General features: G+C 65.4%; 16 protein-coding genes and 1 riboswitch. Of the genes, 7 read left to right on the forward strand and 9 right to left on the reverse strand.

Features of this window, described 5'->3' with window-relative positions; all coding sequences use genetic code 11:
- Window positions 1–162 precede the first annotated feature (162 nt).
- Both pnuC and ACY34H_RS14950 read left to right on the forward strand, forming a co-directional pair.
- Complete coding sequence (gene pnuC, locus ACY34H_RS14945) at window positions 163–798, forward strand: nicotinamide riboside transporter PnuC (RefSeq protein WP_464978261.1); 636 nt, start codon at window positions 163–165, stop codon at window positions 796–798.
- 5 nt (window positions 799–803) lie between these two features.
- The gene (locus ACY34H_RS14950) at window positions 804–1,307 is read left to right on the forward strand and encodes an AAA family ATPase (RefSeq protein WP_464978262.1); all 504 of its coding nucleotides are present in this window, start codon (window positions 804–806) and stop codon (window positions 1,305–1,307) included.
- Between the two features lie 55 nt (window positions 1,308–1,362).
- Here the strand turns inward: ACY34H_RS14950 and ACY34H_RS14955 are convergent, their stop codons facing one another.
- The gene (locus ACY34H_RS14955; protein ID WP_464978263.1) at window positions 1,363–3,468 is read right to left on the reverse strand and encodes a TonB-dependent siderophore receptor; all 2,106 of its coding nucleotides are present in this window, start codon (window positions 3,466–3,468) and stop codon (window positions 1,363–1,365) included.
- Between the two features lie 80 nt (window positions 3,469–3,548).
- Window positions 3,549–3,651: riboswitch (TPP riboswitch) on the reverse strand.
- Between the two features lie 123 nt (window positions 3,652–3,774).
- Here ACY34H_RS14955 and ACY34H_RS14960 point away from each other — a divergent pair.
- The 3 genes from ACY34H_RS14960 to ACY34H_RS14970 are packed head-to-tail and all read left to right on the forward strand — an operon-like array spanning window position 3,775 to window position 5,004.
- Window positions 3,775–4,083, forward strand: coding sequence for a ferritin family protein (locus ACY34H_RS14960; RefSeq protein WP_464978264.1), 309 nt, complete (start codon window positions 3,775–3,777; stop codon window positions 4,081–4,083).
- A gap of 24 nt (window positions 4,084–4,107) precedes the next feature.
- Window positions 4,108–4,569, forward strand: coding sequence for an Imm26 family immunity protein (locus ACY34H_RS14965; protein WP_464978265.1), 462 nt, complete (start codon window positions 4,108–4,110; stop codon window positions 4,567–4,569).
- Window positions 4,570–4,590: 21 nt separating this feature from the next.
- Window positions 4,591–5,004: a GFA family protein gene (locus tag ACY34H_RS14970; protein ID WP_464978266.1), complete on the forward strand. Its 414-nt coding sequence runs from the start codon at window positions 4,591–4,593 to the stop codon at window positions 5,002–5,004.
- A gap of 7 nt (window positions 5,005–5,011) precedes the next feature.
- Here the strand turns inward: ACY34H_RS14970 and ACY34H_RS14975 are convergent, their stop codons facing one another.
- The 6 genes from ACY34H_RS14975 to ompR form a co-directional block, all read right to left on the reverse strand.
- Complete coding sequence (locus ACY34H_RS14975) at window positions 5,012–6,334, reverse strand: RNA polymerase sigma factor (protein ID WP_464978267.1); 1,323 nt, start codon at window positions 6,332–6,334, stop codon at window positions 5,012–5,014.
- Window positions 6,331–7,047: a YciI family protein gene (locus ACY34H_RS14980; protein WP_464978268.1), complete on the reverse strand. Its 717-nt coding sequence runs from the start codon at window positions 7,045–7,047 to the stop codon at window positions 6,331–6,333. The genes ACY34H_RS14975 and ACY34H_RS14980 overlap by 4 nt, the downstream gene beginning before the upstream one ends.
- A gap of 27 nt (window positions 7,048–7,074) precedes the next feature.
- The gene (locus ACY34H_RS14985) at window positions 7,075–7,497 is read right to left on the reverse strand and encodes a YciI family protein (RefSeq protein ID WP_464978269.1); all 423 of its coding nucleotides are present in this window, start codon (window positions 7,495–7,497) and stop codon (window positions 7,075–7,077) included.
- Window positions 7,498–7,521: 24 nt separating this feature from the next.
- Window positions 7,522–8,007 (reverse strand): VOC family protein, encoded by a 486-nt coding sequence (locus ACY34H_RS14990; RefSeq protein ID WP_464978270.1) that lies wholly within the window; start codon window positions 8,005–8,007, stop codon window positions 7,522–7,524.
- A 193-nt stretch (window positions 8,008–8,200) separates the two neighbouring features.
- A complete protein-coding gene (locus ACY34H_RS14995) occupies window positions 8,201–9,520 on the reverse strand; it encodes an ATP-binding protein (protein ID WP_464978271.1) in 1,320 nt (439 codons plus the stop codon).
- A gap of 43 nt (window positions 9,521–9,563) precedes the next feature.
- Window positions 9,564–10,265, reverse strand: a complete 702-nt coding sequence (ompR, locus tag ACY34H_RS15000) for an osmolarity response regulator transcription factor OmpR (protein ID WP_464978349.1) — start codon at window positions 10,263–10,265, stop codon at window positions 9,564–9,566.
- A gap of 264 nt (window positions 10,266–10,529) precedes the next feature.
- Between ompR and ACY34H_RS15005 the strand changes: the two genes are divergently transcribed.
- Both ACY34H_RS15005 and ACY34H_RS15010 read left to right on the forward strand, forming a co-directional pair.
- A complete protein-coding gene (locus tag ACY34H_RS15005; RefSeq protein WP_464978272.1) occupies window positions 10,530–10,898 on the forward strand; it encodes a hypothetical protein in 369 nt (122 codons plus the stop codon).
- Between the two features lie 359 nt (window positions 10,899–11,257).
- Entirely contained in the window at window positions 11,258–11,824 is a 567-nt protein-coding gene (locus ACY34H_RS15010; protein WP_464978273.1) for a chemotaxis protein CheW, read from the forward strand.
- 83 nt (window positions 11,825–11,907) lie between these two features.
- Here the strand turns inward: ACY34H_RS15010 and ACY34H_RS15015 are convergent, their stop codons facing one another.
- Both ACY34H_RS15015 and prmB read right to left on the reverse strand, forming a co-directional pair.
- Window positions 11,908–13,908 carry an ATP-binding cassette domain-containing protein gene (locus ACY34H_RS15015; RefSeq protein ID WP_464978274.1) on the reverse strand — a complete coding sequence of 667 codons (2,001 nt, stop codon included), beginning with the start codon at window positions 13,906–13,908 and terminating at the stop codon, window positions 11,908–11,910.
- A 3-nt stretch (window positions 13,909–13,911) separates the two neighbouring features.
- On the reverse strand, window positions 13,912–14,796 hold the full coding sequence (prmB, locus tag ACY34H_RS15020; protein ID WP_464978275.1) for a 50S ribosomal protein L3 N(5)-glutamine methyltransferase: 885 nt from the start codon (window positions 14,794–14,796) through the stop codon (window positions 13,912–13,914).
- Window positions 14,797–14,802 lie beyond the last annotated feature (6 nt).

The raw sequence follows: 14,802 nt of genomic DNA on the forward strand, positions 1-14,802 counted from the left end.
ACCCATTATTCGCCATGCAGACGATGTTGACAATATGCAATAATTGGTGAGAATTGCGCGTAGTAACTAGACGTTGCACGGAATCGCCGCCTGCTGGCCCAGCCAGCCTGTCCGGCGGGGCGCCACCATGGCATAATCCGCCGTCCTCCAGAGCGCTGCCTCATGAACGAAACCCTCAACCTGTCCGGCCTGTCCACCACGCCGCTCGAACTGCTGTCCTTTGTGCTGTCGATCGCCACCGTCTGGCTCAATATCCGCCAGAAGCACTGGGCGTGGCTGTTCGCGATCCTTTCTTCCGCGCTGTACGGCGTGGTGTTCTATCAGTCCAGGCTGTATGGCGACATGGGCTTGCAGGTGGTATTCATCACGGTGTCGTTCTGGGGCTGGTACCAGTGGCTGCATGGCGACGATCGCCACGCGCGATTGCCGGTCACGCAGCTGTCGTGGTCCGCCAGGGCAGTGGCTGCGCTGGGCTGGATCGTCGGCTTCATCGCGCTGGCCTGGTTCCTGATGGCGTTCACCGATACCGACGTGCCGTTCGCGGACGGCTTCCTGACTGCCGGCAGCCTGGTCGGCCAGTTGCTGCTGTCGCGCAAAAAGCTGGAGAACTGGCATGTATGGATCATCGTCGACGTGCTGTACGTGGCGCTGTACGTGCACAAGGGCCTGATGCTCACGGCCGTGCTGTACGGCCTGTTCGTGGTAATGGCCACGATCGGCCTGCTGGCGTGGCGCAGGTCGATGCTGGCCGACGCGTCGGGCAATGAGCCTGCCAGCGATTCGATGGTGCTGCGGTGAGGACGATGCGCATCGCGATCGTCGGCAGCGCCTCTTCCGGCAAGACCACGCTGGCGCAGGCGCTGGCCGAACGCTATGGCGATGTGTGGGTGCCGGAATACCTGCGCGAGTTCGTCGAACTGCGCCAGCGCGTGCCGGTCGAGGACGACCAGCTGCACATCGCCGAAACGCAGGCCGCGCGCGAGGATCTCGCCATGGCGCGGGCCAGCCGCTTCCTGTTCTGCGACACCACGCCGCTGATGACGGCCGTCTACAGCCGCCATTACTTCGGCCGCATCGAACCGCGCCTGGAGGCGTTGGTGGCCTCGCGTCGCTACGACGTGACGCTGGCCTGCGCGCCGGATATCCCCTGGACGCCGGATGGCCTGTGCCGCGAACCGGAAGACCAGAGCGGTGCCGTCAATGCGATCCTGTCCGAGGAGCTGGCCACCCGCGCGATCGCGCACGTGCGCATCCACGGACCGCTGGCGCAGCGGCTGCGCCAGGTGGAAGAGGTACTCGGAGCGTAGCGGGGCGTAGGACGCCGCCCCGCGCCGGCCCGCGCAGGTCACGTATCGGCAGCGCTCAGAACTCGAGCTGCGCGGAGACCCGGAACGTGCGCCCCAGCCCCGGCATCAGGTAGCCGCCCAGGTCCGGCGTGACGTCGCGCCAGTAGAACTTGTCGAGCGCGTTGCGTACCTGCGCGCGCAGCACCAGCGGCATGCCGCCGGCACGCGTCACATAGGAAGCGCCGACGTTCAACAGGTGATACTTCGGCACGAACACCTTGTTTTCCTCATCGAACGCCTTCTTGCCGGCGAACTGCCAGTCGCCGTTCACCTTGAATGCCGCGGACAGCGCATATTCGGCGAACACGGTGGACCGGATGGCCGGCACGTTGGTGACCCGCTTGCCGTCGTAGATGGCCTGGCCGGTACCGCTCTGCTTCGTGCTCAATGCGGCCAGCGAGGCGCCGACCGTCAGTTCGCGCGTGGCCTTGCCCTGCGCCGAGAATTCGAACCCGCGGTGCTGCGCTTCGCCATTGCGCACGAAGGTGTTGCCGGCGTCGATGTATTCCAGTCCCTGTTCGATCTGGAACAGTGCGGCGGCATAGCTGATGCCGCCGACCAGGGCCTTGGCGCCCACCTCGACCTGCTTCGACTTCGACGGGGCCAGCGCACGGTTTTCGTTCACCGTCTGCAGCGGCGCGATGCCGCCGTGCTTCAGGCCGCGCGCATAGGTCGCATACAGCGACACGTTGCCGCGCGGGCTATAGACCAGCGAAGCGTTCGGCAGCCAGAAGCTGGCGCTGCTCGGCGCCACGCCGGCTTCGTCGCGCTTCAGTTTCACGTAGCGCGCGCCGGCATGCAGCGCCAGCTCGCTGGTCAGGCCGACGATGTCCTGCGCGAACAGGGCGCGTTCGTTGTCCTTGCGGCGCACCGAGGCCGGGCCGGTCTGCAGGTCGCTCCTGTCGGGCACCGCCACCGGGCGGTAAATGTTGCTGGTACCGGCATATTCATAGACATCCTCGCCCCAGCTTTCCTTGTTGCCGTGGTAGGCCACGCCGGCCGACAGGTCGTGCGACAGCGCGCCGGTGGCGAAGCGACCCTGCAGCATGGCCTGCGCGGCCAGCGGCTTTTTTTGTTCGCCGAGGCTGCGGTAGTCGTAGACGTCGTAGTCGCCGTTGCCGCAGAAGCCCGGATACAGCTCCTGGGCCGAGCAGCCGTAGGGGAATGCGGTGTAGTCGTCGCGCTTGAACACGTGGCGGTTCGCTTTCACTTCCACCTTCCAGTCGGGGGCGAGACGGTACTCGAAGCGCGCGCCGAAGTTCATGCTTTCGGTGGCTACCGGGTAGCTCCAGGGCTGGTCGTTCAGCAGCGTGGCGGCATCCACGACCGGCAGCGAGACGCCGTTGATCAGCTGGAAGCCGGGCGCCGAGACCTGCGATTTCTTCTGGTAGTCGGCATCGACCTGCAGCAGCGCCTGGGGCGAAATCTGCCAGTCGAACGCGCCCGAAACGAAGCTGCGGCGGCCGTCCGCGCCGTCGATGTACGAGCGCAGCCGCTCGCCCGCCACGTTGATGCGGTAGCCGAAGCGGCGATCCTCGAAGCGGCCGCCAAGGTCCACGGCCCCGTACAGCGTGCCGCGCTCGCTCACTTCGAACAGTACCGAACGCAGCGTGCCGCTGGTCGGCCGCTTCGTCGTATAGTCGACGATGCCGCCCGGTGCCGCCACGCCGGCAGTAAGTCCAGCCAGGCCCTTCAGCACCTGGAAGGTTTCCTTGTTCTCCAGCGGAATCTGTGTGTCGGCCGAGATCGCCAGGCCATCCTTGCGATAACTGGAGGCATTGTCGAGCTTGAAGCCGCGGATGGAGAACTGCTCGGCGTAGCCGACCGCGTTGTAGGCGTCGCTGATGCTGGCGTCGTAGCGCGCCGCGTCAGTGGTGGAGCGGATGTTCAGCGCCTGCATCTGCTCGCGCGTGACCACGCTGACCGAGGCCGGCGTCTGCAGCAGCGGCCGTTCCGAGAAGCCGGCGACCGAAGCGCTTTCCGCGGTGCCGCGCACCGCGGTGATGACGACTTCCGTCATCGTGGGATCATTGGCGGTGGCTGCGGCCTGCTGTGCAAGGGCGGGGAAAGCCTGCGCGATGGCCAGCGCGGCGGCGGAGACGGCGAAAGTGGTCTTGTTCATCGATGTGCTCTAATTCTCGTTCTCGTTCGTTATCGAACCAGCGAGGGAGCACACCCGGGAAGAGGAAGAGGGAGAGTGACGAGCACTGCGTTGCGCTTTCCTTCGCTGGCATTATCCAGATCAGGTACGGAGGGTATCTCTCACCCGGACATGCAAACCTGTCCAGGACCCCTAGCGAAGCCGGAAGCTTATCACATTTGAATGCAATGTCGTGCGCCATCCGTCCGGGGCCATAGTTATACTTGTGGAAACATGGACTCCGAAGCACAATACCGGCTTTCCATGCCATGCCGACAGGAGGCCTTCATGACGCAGGAACACGTCGTTGAAAACCGCGAGAGCCTGGATGCCCAGGTACTCGACATGCATCGTGCGCTGACTTCGCTGATCGACCGGCTCGGCGCGCTGGACACGGCAAACCAGCGCTGGGCGGCCTGTACGGACCCGGAGCTGAAGCTCGTGCTGGCCAGCCAGCGCGACAGTGCGCGCAAGCACGTGGCCATGCTGGTCGAATGGACCCGCCGGCGCGACCCGAAGCTGGACAAGGAATTGCGCGATGCGCTGTTCAAGGCCGGCCCGATCGCGGCCCAATACCGCTACGACGAGAACATGTAAGGCAGTCCACATAATGAGAATCGAATGAAGCAGCCGTATTACGAAGGAAGCTGGTTCGCCGTGCCGCTGATCAACGGCGGTTACGCGGCCGGGCTCGTTGCCCGCATGTCGCCCCAGGGCAAGATCATGCTGGCCTATCTGTTCGGGCCGAAGCGCGCCACGATGCCCACGCTGGCCGATGTGCAGGCCCTGAAGGCGGGCGATGCCGTCAAGGCCATCCGCACCGGCGACATGGCGCTGGCCAACGGCCGCTGGCCGGTGCTCGGCGAAGCCGGCCACTTCGACCGCAACGACTGGCCGGTGCCCGTGTTCATCCGCCGCTCGGATGCGCTGAAGCGCGCCTGGCAGGCGACCTACGCGGACGATCCGGCCAAGCCGGAGCGCGAAGTGTCGGTGCCGTATGAAACATCGGGCCTGGAAAGCGATTCGCTGTACGGCTACGGGTCCACCGAGCTGCTGCTGACCAAACTGCTCGAGCAAGGCTGAAACTGGCCTGAAGGAGGGAAGATGCACCAGGGAGGCTGCTTCTGCGGTGCCGTGCGCTACCTGGTCACGGCGAGGCCGTTCAACAGCACGCTGTGCCACTGCACGATGTGCCGCCGCGCCAGCGGGGCGCCCTGCGTGGCATGGTTCTCGGTGCCGCGCGCCGGCCTGCGTTTCACGGCGGGCTGCCTGGCATATTACGCATCCAGCCCCGGCGTGCGCCGCGGCTTCTGTGCCGGCTGCGGCACGCAGATGACGTTCGAGGACGCGCGCTGGCCGGAGGAACTCGATGTCACCACCGCCAGCCTGGACGATCCGGAGCTGGCGCCGCCCGGCGACCATACCTACATGCAAAGCCACCTGCCCTGGCTGCAGCTGGCGGACAGCATGCCGCGCTACCTGCGCACGCGCAGCGAAGGCGCGCGGGAAATTCCCTAGTGACCTGTCAAGTTCCCTGGCCGGCGCCCGGGGTTTCCTGCGCCGGCAGCGACAGGCAGGCCGCTGCGCGCGACAGCAGCAGCGTGCGTTCGCGCTCGTTCTGCGTCAGTTCCGCGGCGCGCAGGAACTCGGCGCGGGCCTCCACGATCCGCCCCAGCTTGAACAGGAAATCGCCGCGTACGCTGGGCAGCAGGTGGTAGTTGCGCAGTACCGGTTCGTCGACCAGCATGTCGGCCACTTCCAGCCCGGCGGCGGGGCCGAATGCCATCGCCAGTGCCACCGCCCGGTTCAGCTCCACCACCGGCGACGGCGCCAGCTGCGCCAGGCCATCGTACAGCGCGGCGATGCGTTCCCAGTCGGTGTCGGCTGCCTTGCGGGCACGCGCGTGGCAGGCGGCGATCGCTGCCTGCAGGCCGTACGGTCCCAGGCTCTTGCCGAGTTGCGTGGCGCGCTCCAGCGCGGCGAGGCCGCGGCGGATCAGCAGCTGGTCCCAGCGTGCGCGGTCCTGGTCCAGCAACAGCACCGGCGCGCCATCCGGCGCGATGCGGGCGCGCACGCGCGACGACTGGATTTCCATCAGCGCCACCAGGCCGTGCACTTCCGGTTCGCGCGGCACCAGGCCGGACAGGATGCGGCCCAGGCGCAGCGCCTCGTCGCACAGGGCGGGGCGCATCCAGTCGGCACCGGCACTTGCCGAATATCCTTCGTTGTAGATCAGGTAGATCACCTGCAGCACGGAAGACAGCCGCTGCACCAGTTCGTGCCCCGCCGGCACCTCGAACGGCACGCGGGCTTCGAACAGGGTGCGCTTGGCGCGCACGATGCGCTGCGCCACCGTGGGCTCGGGCACGAGGAAGGCGCGGGCGATTTCGTCCGTCGTCAGGCCGCCCAGCAGGCGCAAGGTGAGTGCCACGCGGCCCTCGGTGGGCAGCACCGGGTGGCAGGCGATGAAGACGAGGCGCAGCAGGTCGTCGCCGATGCGATCGTCCAGCGCCCGGTCCAGCGCCTGGTCCGCGTTGTGTGCGGCGTCTTCCAGCAGGCTTTCGATTTCGTAGGTGAGCGCGGGTTCCCGGTCCTGTGCCAGCTTGCGGTGGCGCAGGTGGTCGAGCGCGCGGTTTTTCGCGGTGGCCATCAGCCACGCGGCAGGGTTGTCCGGCGTGCCCGTGCCCGGGAAGCTGGCCGGCCAGGTTTCCAGCGCGGCCACCAGCGCTTCCTGCGCCATTTCCTCGGCCAGGCCGACATCGCGCAGCATCCGCGCCAGCGCGGCGATGATCTTCGCCGATTCGATGCGCCACACCGCCTCGACGGTGCGATGGACCCGGTCGTTCAATGCGCGGCGGGGGCGGTCGCGCCGCCCGGCAGGCCGGCCACCGCGCGCAGTTCCAGCGTCACCTGCGGCCAGGGGAACGGGTAGCTTTTCACCCAGGCAATCGCCTCGTCGCGCGAGGCGGCCTGGATCAGCCAGAAGCCGGCAATGAGTTCCTTGATCTCCGTGAACGGGCCGTCGACGACCGATGGCCGGCCGCCCTTGAACTTCACCCGTGCACCTTTCGCGGTAGGCTTCAGCCCGTCGCCAGCCAGCAGTACGCCGGCCCCCGCATCCTGCGCGTTGCGCGCATTCATGCGGGCGATGACCTCGGGCGGCGGGATGTCGTCGGCTTCGAGGCCGGCGCTCGAGCGCAGCAATACAGCGTAGGGTGTCAGGTGCGCCGGCGATTGCGTGTCGATGCCGGCGCAGCCGCCGGAGCAGCCGGTTTCGCGCACCTCCAGCACGACGCCGCCCTCGGCATCGGCCGTGGGCCACTGCAAGGCCCAGGCGATCGCTTCTTCCTTCGACGGCACGTCGACGATCGCGAAGCCGGCCGCCAGCTCGCTCACGGGAAAGGGGCCGTGTTCGATGGTCCAGGCGCCGGCGGAGCGATGCAGGCGCGCAGCCTCGGGATGTAGCCAGCGCCCGGCCGGCACGGCGCTGGTGAGCGGTGCGGGAGGGAAAGCGCCGTTCTCCGAACTGGCGTCGGCGCGCCGGATCACCATGAAATGCATCCCGTTCTCCTTTTCTATCCTGAAAAATCAGGTCGGACTGGAAGCCATGCGCTCGCGCAGCCGGTCCTCCTGTTCGCGCAGCTCCGGGGTGAGTTCGGCGCCGAAGTCTTCCGCCTCGAACACCTGGCGGATCTCGACTTCATCGCCGTCTTCCATCGGGGCGCGCTTAAGCCATTCGATCGCTTCTTCGCGCGACTTTACCTGAATCAGCCAGAATCCCGCAATCAGTTCCTTGGTTTCGGAGAATGGCCCGTCGATCACGGTACGCTCCTTGCCGTGATAGCGGATGCGCACGCCTTTCGAGCTGGGATGCAGGCCTTCGCCGGCCAGCATCACGCCGGCATTGACGAGTTCCTCGTTGTACTTGCCCATTGCATCGAGCAATTCGGTGGATGGCATCCTGCCCGCTTCGCTGTCGGCCGATGCCTTGACGATGATCATGAATCGCATGGTGGTGTCTCCTTGTCGGGCTGCTTATTGGCTCAGTTCCGGGCAGTCCATCGCCGTCTTCGACGCTTCGATGGCTTCCTCTGGCGGCACGTCGCGGATGTGCGTGGCCAGCGACCAGCTGTGGCCGAACGGGTCGCGCAGCACGCCGTAACGGTCGCCCCAGAACATGTCGGCCGGCGGCATCTTGGCGGTGGCGCCGGCATCGACCGCGCGCTGGTATGCGGCATCGACATCCTCGACGTAGCAATGCAGCGTGACGGGGGATGCGGGCAGGTCCTGCGGGCCGAAGCTGCCATAGTCGGGGAATTCGTCGACCAGCATGATTTTCGTGTCGCCGAACTGGATCATGGCGTGCATCAGCTTGCCGCTGCCGTCGGGCACGGGCATTCGCACCAGCTCGACGGCGCCGAAAGCCTTCTTGTAGAACTCGATCGCATCCGCGGCGTTGCGGCAGACGAGGTGCGGGGTCACGGTGGGCATGTCCGCAGGGATTTTTTCGACTTCGCTCATGGCCTATCTCCTTCATGGTGGTTTCAGGGAACACGAACTGCGTTCCCATACTCCCACGACGAACGGCGAAACGCCAGATCGACAAGCCGCTGAAATTTTTTTTCGTGGCGCCGGCCGTCCGCGCGTGGGCACGGTGATGTGCCATGATAGGAGCGGGCGCTGACAGTTCCTGTCAGGAGCGGCGTTGCACGGACTAAGTCGCTTCCATCGTGATCTGGATCGACAGGCCGCCGCCGTCGCGATTGCTCAGGCTGAGCTGCGCATCGTGCCGTTGCAGCACGCGCTCGACGATGGCCAGCCCGAGGCCGGCGCCGTTGGCCTGGCTGCGCGCTTCGTCGAGCCGGGTGAACGGTTTCAGCAGCTCGGCCATCCGTTCTTCGGGCACGCCCACGCCGTGGTCCTGAACGTCGATGACGACCCGCTTCGCGGCATGCGTTCCTTTCACATTGCAGCGAATGTCGATCTCGGCCATGTCCGTGCCGGGCGTCTTGCCGTAGCGGCGGGCGTTCTCGATCAGGTTGTGGAATACCCGCTTCAAGTCGGTGCCATTGCCCATCACCAGGGCAGGGCAGGCGATGTCGGTGGTAACTTTCACGTCCGGCAGGCGGGAGACTTCATGCGCCACTTCTTCCAGCATGGCCGTCACGTCCAGGGGCACGAAGGTGGAGGACTCGGTCGGTTTCGCGTAGTCGAGGAACTGGGCGATGATCGCATCCATCTGCGCCAGGTCGGACTTCATGCCGTCGCGCGCATCCGGCGTCAGGTCGGCCATTTCCACTTCGAGCTGCATGCGCGTCAGCGGCGTGCGCAGGTCGTGCGAGATGCCGGCCAGGATCACGGCGCGGTCCGATTCCACCTGCTGCAGGTCGTCCACCATCTGGTTGAAGCTGCGGTTGGCCTGGCGGATTTCCTGCGGCCCCTTTTCGGGCAGCGGCTCCGGATGCCGGCCCTGCGCGATGGCGCGGAACGCGGCCGTCAGGCGGCGCAGCGGCGCGTTGACCAGGCTGGAAATCGCGGCCGCGCCCAGTAGCGAAACGAGCGATACGACCGCCGCCCAGCCCAGCCACTGGATGCCAAGCCACGGAATCCGCTCGCGCTCGAGCATCAGCCAGTACTGGTCTTCGCCGATGTTGAAGCTGACCCAGAAGCCGCGCATGCCATTCACGCGGGCGGAGAAGCGGGTGGTCCTGCCCAGCTTGGCCTTGACGAGCCGTTCGATGTCCGGCATCAGCGCGATGTCCGGCGGCGGGTCGACCTCGTCGTTCTCTTCCAGGAGGAACACGCGGATGCCTTCGTTCGAGACGAGTTCGAACAGCAGTTCGGTGCGCAGCTCGGGTGCCGAGTGGGTCAGCGCCGCGCGCGTGATGGTGACGACCGAGATCACCTGCGCGGCCAGTTGCTGCGCCTGCGGGCCGCGCTGGACCCAGCTGATCATGCCGGTCCAGGACGCCATCGACAGCGTGGTCAGCACGCCGAGCAACAGGAAAGTGCGCCAGAACAGCCCGCTTTTCATGCGAGCCAGCGTAATGTGACGAAACTTCATCGGACGGCACGCATCAGCGCGGCTGTCCCTCCGGGATGAACACGTAGCCCAGGCCCCACACGGTCTGGATGTAGAGGGGGCTGGAGGGGTCCGGCTCGATCAGCTTGCGCAGCCGCGAGATCTGCACGTCGAGCGAGCGGTCGAACACTTCGTATTCGCGGCCGCGCGCCAGTTCCATCAGCTTTTCGCGCGACAGCGGCTGGCGGGCATGGCGTGCGAACACTTTCAGCACGGAGAATTCGCCGGTGGTCAGCGGCACCGTCTCGCCGTTCTTCTTCAGCGTGCGCGTGCCCAGGTCCAGCACGAACTGGCCGAACTCGAAGGTTTGCGGCGTTTCGGATGGCGCACCGGGGATTTCATCGGGACCCTTGCGGCGCAGCACGGCGCCGATGCGGGCAACGAGTTCGCGCGGATTGAATGGCTTCGGCAGGTAATCGTCCGCGCCCATTTCGAGGCCGACGATGCGGTCCACGTCTTCGCCCTTGGCGGTCAGCATGATGATCGGTGTCTGGTCGCCGGCACCGCGCAGGCGGCGGCAGATCGACAGGCCGTCCTCGCCCGGCAGCATCAGGTCCAGCACCAGCAGGTCGTAGCGCTCGCGCAGCCACAGCTTGTTCATGGCGGTGGCGCTTTCCGCGGTGAAGACGTTGAAACCCTGTTCGGTCAGGTAGCGGCGCAGCAGGTCGCGCAGGCGCACGTCGTCGTCCACGACCATGATCTTGGCCTGGTGGCCGCCATGCGAAACGGTGGAAGAGGAGGTGGTGGCGTTGTTGCCGGTGTCGTTCGATGTGGTCATATTGCTGTCGGAATTGTCAGAAGCATGTCGCTATGGTAACGTCTTAATGCGTTGGGCGGCGCGCACGGACGTACCCATTACAAAGTGTTACAAACTTTACCCAATCACCCTTATACGTATGGGTAAAGGGGCATACACTTCGTCCATCGGGTACAGGTTACCAGACACGAACGAGGACATGGCATGAATGAGCAGGCACACGATCGGAGCAGGGCAGACGCGCGGTGCGCGCGTGCCGCGATCGCGTCCCTTCTTTTCGCGGTGTGTGGCGTGCTGCCTTCCATAGTGCACGCTGGTCCGAATGACGGGCCGCCGCGCCGCGACGAGCAGCAACAGCAGCAATCGCGCCGCGACAGCCGCTGGGGCAGCGCGGCCGACGCGCGATCGTTCGAAGCCCGTGCCGAAGAGCAGCGCCGGATGATGCAGGAAAATGCGAACAACGCGGAGATCTCGCGCCGCATGAGCCGCATGACACCGGACGAACGGCGCGACCTGCGCCGCCAGATCAATGAAGCCGGCATGGAAGTATATTCCGTCACACCGAAGCGCTGACCCTGCCGGCGCGGCAGCATTTCTTTCCCTCGAACGGGCCCGGTATGAAAATACCGGGCCCGTTTTCGCAGGCGGTTCATTCGGTCATCTCGAGTCGGTTGCAATCCCTCCCCATCAGGCCATACCGGCACAGTGACGCAGCGCTTTGCGCCCGATCAAATCAGTTCGCAGTGAACCTGACTCTCCGTTTGCATGCGTCGGATGGCGCGCTCGATTGGTCGTCGGCCCGTTAAGGCGAATCATCCCTGAGTTCGGAATAATCCCAACAGGAAACATTGAGCGTTCTCAAGACCCTTACAGGAGGCGACCTTAGCATGGAAGAAGCCTAAATTTACCGCAAGACGGAAGAAAGGATCACCATGCAACCAGATCACACGCCTGCAACGATCAATGCGCGGGAAGCGCTGCCAGTGCTTCAGGTGCCGGATGGGCCGAAGCCGGCGGCCGGCCCGCAAGGGGACACCGAGGTACGGCAGTATCTCGCTTTCCGCCTCGGCGGACTGGAATACGCGCTGGATTACCGGAACGTGCAGGAACTGCGGCCGTTGCAGGCGCTCGAACGCTTCGCGGCGGATGGGGAAATCATCAGCGGCGTGGCCGTTTCACGCGGCATCATCATGCCGATCGTGGACATGCGCATCGCGTTCACACCCCGGCCGCCGGTGCAGGATCCGCGCACGGACGTGATCATCCTGAAGCTCACCAGCTGCGTGATGGGCATGGTGACCGACGGCGTGACGGACCTCGTCATGCTCGCCGGCCGCGACATCAGGCCGATCCCGAACCTGGATGCGGAGGTCGCGATGAATGTCGACTACCTGATGGGCCTGGCGGAAACCGGCACGCGCCGGCTGATCGTCGTCGACATCGACAAGCTGATGGCCATCCGGCGCGTCAGGCACGACAAGTTCGACGCCGCCGCGTGATGGCGGGCATGAAAAGAAAGCGCCGCCCGAGGGCGGCGCTTTGCTGTCCGCGCAAGCCGCGGCGATAACAGTGCTTTCCTGGCTCAGGCGGCCAGTGCCTCGAGCTGCTCCTGCAAGCCCAGCCATTCCTCTTCCAGCTGTGCCAGGTCTTTGGTATAGAACGCCTGGTCCGCCAGCAGTGTCTTCAGCTTCGCCTTGTTGGCCGCTTCGTAGATCGCCGGATCCTGCAACTGCGTATCGACATCCGCCTTTTGCGCGTTACGCTTGGCGATCTGTTCTTCCAGCCGCTTGATCTTGTTCTCGATCGGCTTTTTCTGGGCCGCCAGGCGCTGGCGCTGCTCCGCTTCCAGCCGCTTCTGTTCGCGCTTGTCGACGGCCGGCGCGGCGGGCGGCGCCGCCACCGGCGACGTCGATGGATACGCCGTCTTGTGCTCCTTGCCTGCCGCCGGCAGCACGTCGGTGCCTTTGCCCAGCTTGGTCTTGAACAGCCAGTCCTTGTAGTCGTCCAGGTCGCCATCGAACGGTTGCAGCATGCCGTCGGCGACGATGATGAACTGGTCGGTGGTCGCCCGCAGCAGGTGCCGGTCGTGCGATACCACCACCAGCGTGCCTTCGAACTGCGCCAGTGCTTCGGTCAGCGCTTCGCGCGTTTCCAGGTCCAGGTGGTTGGTCGGTTCATCGAGCAGCAGCAGGTTCGGGCGCTGCCACACGATCAGCGCCAGTGCCAGGCGCGCCTTCTCGCCGCCGGAGAACGGAGCGATCGAACTGGTCACCATCGTGCCCGGGAAGTTGAAGCCGCCCAGGAAGTTGCGCAGTTCCTGCTCGCGCACCGTTGGCGCGATCTTCTGCAGGTGCCAGAGCGGCGATTCGTCGTGGCGCAGCATTTCCACCTGGTGCTGGGCGAAGTAGCCGATGATCAGGCCCTTGCCGGTGGTCGATGTACCCGCCAGCGGTGCCAGGTCACCCGCTACCGTCTTGATCAGTGTCGATTTACCGGCGCCGTTCACGCCCAGCAGGCCGATGCGCTGGCCCGTCTGCAGGCTGAAGTTGATGCCGTGGACGATGGTCTTTTCCTTGATCTCGTAGGTATCCGGGTCCTCGCTGCGGTAGCCCGCATCCACGTCTTCCATCACCAGCAGCGGGTTCGGCGCCGACAGCGGCTCGCGGAACTCGAACGAGAATTCGGCGGCGGCGCGCAGCGGCGCCAGCTCTTCCATCTTCGCCAGCGCCTTCATGCGGCTCTGCGCCTGCTTGGCCTTGGACGCCTTGGCCTTGAAGCGGTCGATGAACGATTCCAGGTGGGCCTTCTTGCGCGCCTGCTTCTCGGCGGCGCCGGCCATCAGCACCATCTGCGCGGCACGCTGGCGCTCGAAGCTCGAGTAATTGCCGGAGTAGCGCTTCAGCTTGCGGTCGTCGATGTGCACGATCACGTTGACGATCTCGTCGAGGAAATCGCGATCGTGCGAAATGATGATCAGGGTACCGGCGTAGCGCTTCAGCCAGTCTTCCAGCCAGATGATCGCGTCCAGGTCCAGGTGGTTGGTCGGTTCATCGAGCAGCAGCAGGTCGGAAGGGCACATCAGCGCCTGTGCCAGGTTCAGGCGCATGCGCCAGCCACCGGAGAAGCTGGCCACCGGCTGCTGCATCTGGTCCAGCGTGAAGCCCAGGCCCAGCAGAAGCTGTTCGCCGCGCGACTGCACCGTGTAGGCGTCCGCATCGGCCAGCGCCACGTGCGCATTGCCCAGCGCAAGGCCTTGTTCGGCGGAGTCGGGCAGCGCTTCGAGCCGCTCCAGTTCCGCCTGCAGCTTGCGCAGGTTGACGTCGCCGTCGATCGCGTAGTCGAGCGCGTTGCGCTGCAGCGGCGGGGTTTCCTGCGCCACGTAGGCCATGCGCCACTTGGCGGGGAAGTCGATATTGCCCTGGTCCGGATGCAGCTCGTTGCGCAGCATCGCGAACAGGCTGGACTTGCCGGCGCCGTTGGCGCCGATCAGGCCGATCTTGTCGCCGGGGTTCAGCGTCAGGTCGACGTTTTCCAGCAGCGGCTTCACGCCGCGCATCAGGCTTACTTGTTCGAGACGAATCATTCTTTACAGTTTCAGTTGGTCGGCGGTCAGCAGGAACACCATGTCATCACCCTGGCTGGTGGTCAGCCACGTCAGGCCCATGTCGCCGAAGGCCGCTTCCGCGAATGCCTTCTCGTTGCCGATCTCGACGATCAGCAGGCCGTCGTCGGTCAGCCGCTCGGCCGCGCCGGCCACGATCCTGCGCACCAGGTCCATGCCGTCCACGCCGCCGTCCAGCGCGATCTGCGGTTCGTGGCGGTATTCCTGCGGCAGCCGGGACATCGAACCGGAGTTCACGTACGGCGGATTGGTGATGATCAGGTCGTATTTTTTCGCCGGCACGTTCGCGTACAGGTCCGACTGGATCAGGTTTACGCGGTCTTCCAGCTTGTACGTCTCGACATTGCGGCGCGCCACTTCCAGCGCATCCGGCGAAATGTCGACGGCGTCGAGCTGCGCATCCGGGAACGCGTCGGCCAGCATGATGGCCAGGCAGCCGGAACCCGTGCACAGTTCCAGCACGTTGGCGATGCCTTCCGGATTGTTCACCCACGGCGCGAAGTAGTCGGGAATCAGTTCGGCGATGTAGGAGCGCGGCACGATGGTGCGCTCGTCGACGTAGAACTGGTAGGTGCCCAGCCATGCCTCGTTGGTGATGTAGGCGGCCGGCACGCGCTCGGTGGCGCGGCGCTCGATCACGTCCAGCACGCGCTGGATTTCGTCCGGCAGCAGGCGCGCATCCAGGAACGGATCGAGCCTGTCGAGCGGCAGCTTCAGCGTGTGCAGGATCAGGTAGGCCGCTTCGTCGAAGGCTTCGGCACTGCCGTGGCCGAAGAACAGTTTTTCCGTGTTGAAGCGGGTGGTCGCATAGCGCAGCAGGTCGCGCGGCGTGGCAAAGATGGTGGACATGGTATT

This window comes from Pseudoduganella sp. jia 9 (assembly GCF_055502615.1).

What these genes read in the sequence shown, in the direction of transcription:
- pnuC (WP_464978261.1), top strand. Translation starts at nt 163, where the DNA reads ATGAACGAAACCCTCAACCTGTCCGGCCTGTCCACCACGCCGCTCGAA.
- ACY34H_RS14950 (WP_464978262.1), top strand. Translation starts at nt 804, where the DNA reads ATGCGCATCGCGATCGTCGGCAGCGCCTCTTCCGGCAAGACCACGCTG.
- ACY34H_RS14955 (WP_464978263.1), bottom strand. Translation starts at nt 3,468, where the DNA reads ATGAACAAGACCACTTTCGCCGTCTCCGCCGCCGCGCTGGCCATCGCG.
- ACY34H_RS14960 (WP_464978264.1), top strand. Translation starts at nt 3,775, where the DNA reads ATGACGCAGGAACACGTCGTTGAAAACCGCGAGAGCCTGGATGCCCAG.
- ACY34H_RS14965 (WP_464978265.1), top strand. Translation starts at nt 4,108, where the DNA reads ATGAAGCAGCCGTATTACGAAGGAAGCTGGTTCGCCGTGCCGCTGATC.
- ACY34H_RS14970 (WP_464978266.1), top strand. Translation starts at nt 4,591, where the DNA reads ATGCACCAGGGAGGCTGCTTCTGCGGTGCCGTGCGCTACCTGGTCACG.
- ACY34H_RS14980 (WP_464978268.1), bottom strand. Translation starts at nt 7,047, where the DNA reads ATGCATTTCATGGTGATCCGGCGCGCCGACGCCAGTTCGGAGAACGGC.
- ACY34H_RS14985 (WP_464978269.1), bottom strand. Translation starts at nt 7,497, where the DNA reads ATGCGATTCATGATCATCGTCAAGGCATCGGCCGACAGCGAAGCGGGC.
- ACY34H_RS14990 (WP_464978270.1), bottom strand. Translation starts at nt 8,007, where the DNA reads ATGAGCGAAGTCGAAAAAATCCCTGCGGACATGCCCACCGTGACCCCG.
- ACY34H_RS14995 (WP_464978271.1), bottom strand. Translation starts at nt 9,520, where the DNA reads ATGAAAAGCGGGCTGTTCTGGCGCACTTTCCTGTTGCTCGGCGTGCTG.
- ompR (WP_464978349.1), bottom strand. Translation starts at nt 10,265, where the DNA reads ATGGTCGTGGACGACGACGTGCGCCTGCGCGACCTGCTGCGCCGCTAC.
- ACY34H_RS15005 (WP_464978272.1), top strand. Translation starts at nt 10,530, where the DNA reads ATGAATGAGCAGGCACACGATCGGAGCAGGGCAGACGCGCGGTGCGCG.
- ACY34H_RS15010 (WP_464978273.1), top strand. Translation starts at nt 11,258, where the DNA reads ATGCAACCAGATCACACGCCTGCAACGATCAATGCGCGGGAAGCGCTG.
- ACY34H_RS15015 (WP_464978274.1), bottom strand. Translation starts at nt 13,908, where the DNA reads ATGATTCGTCTCGAACAAGTAAGCCTGATGCGCGGCGTGAAGCCGCTG.
- prmB (WP_464978275.1), bottom strand. Translation starts at nt 14,796, where the DNA reads ATGTCCACCATCTTTGCCACGCCGCGCGACCTGCTGCGCTATGCGACC.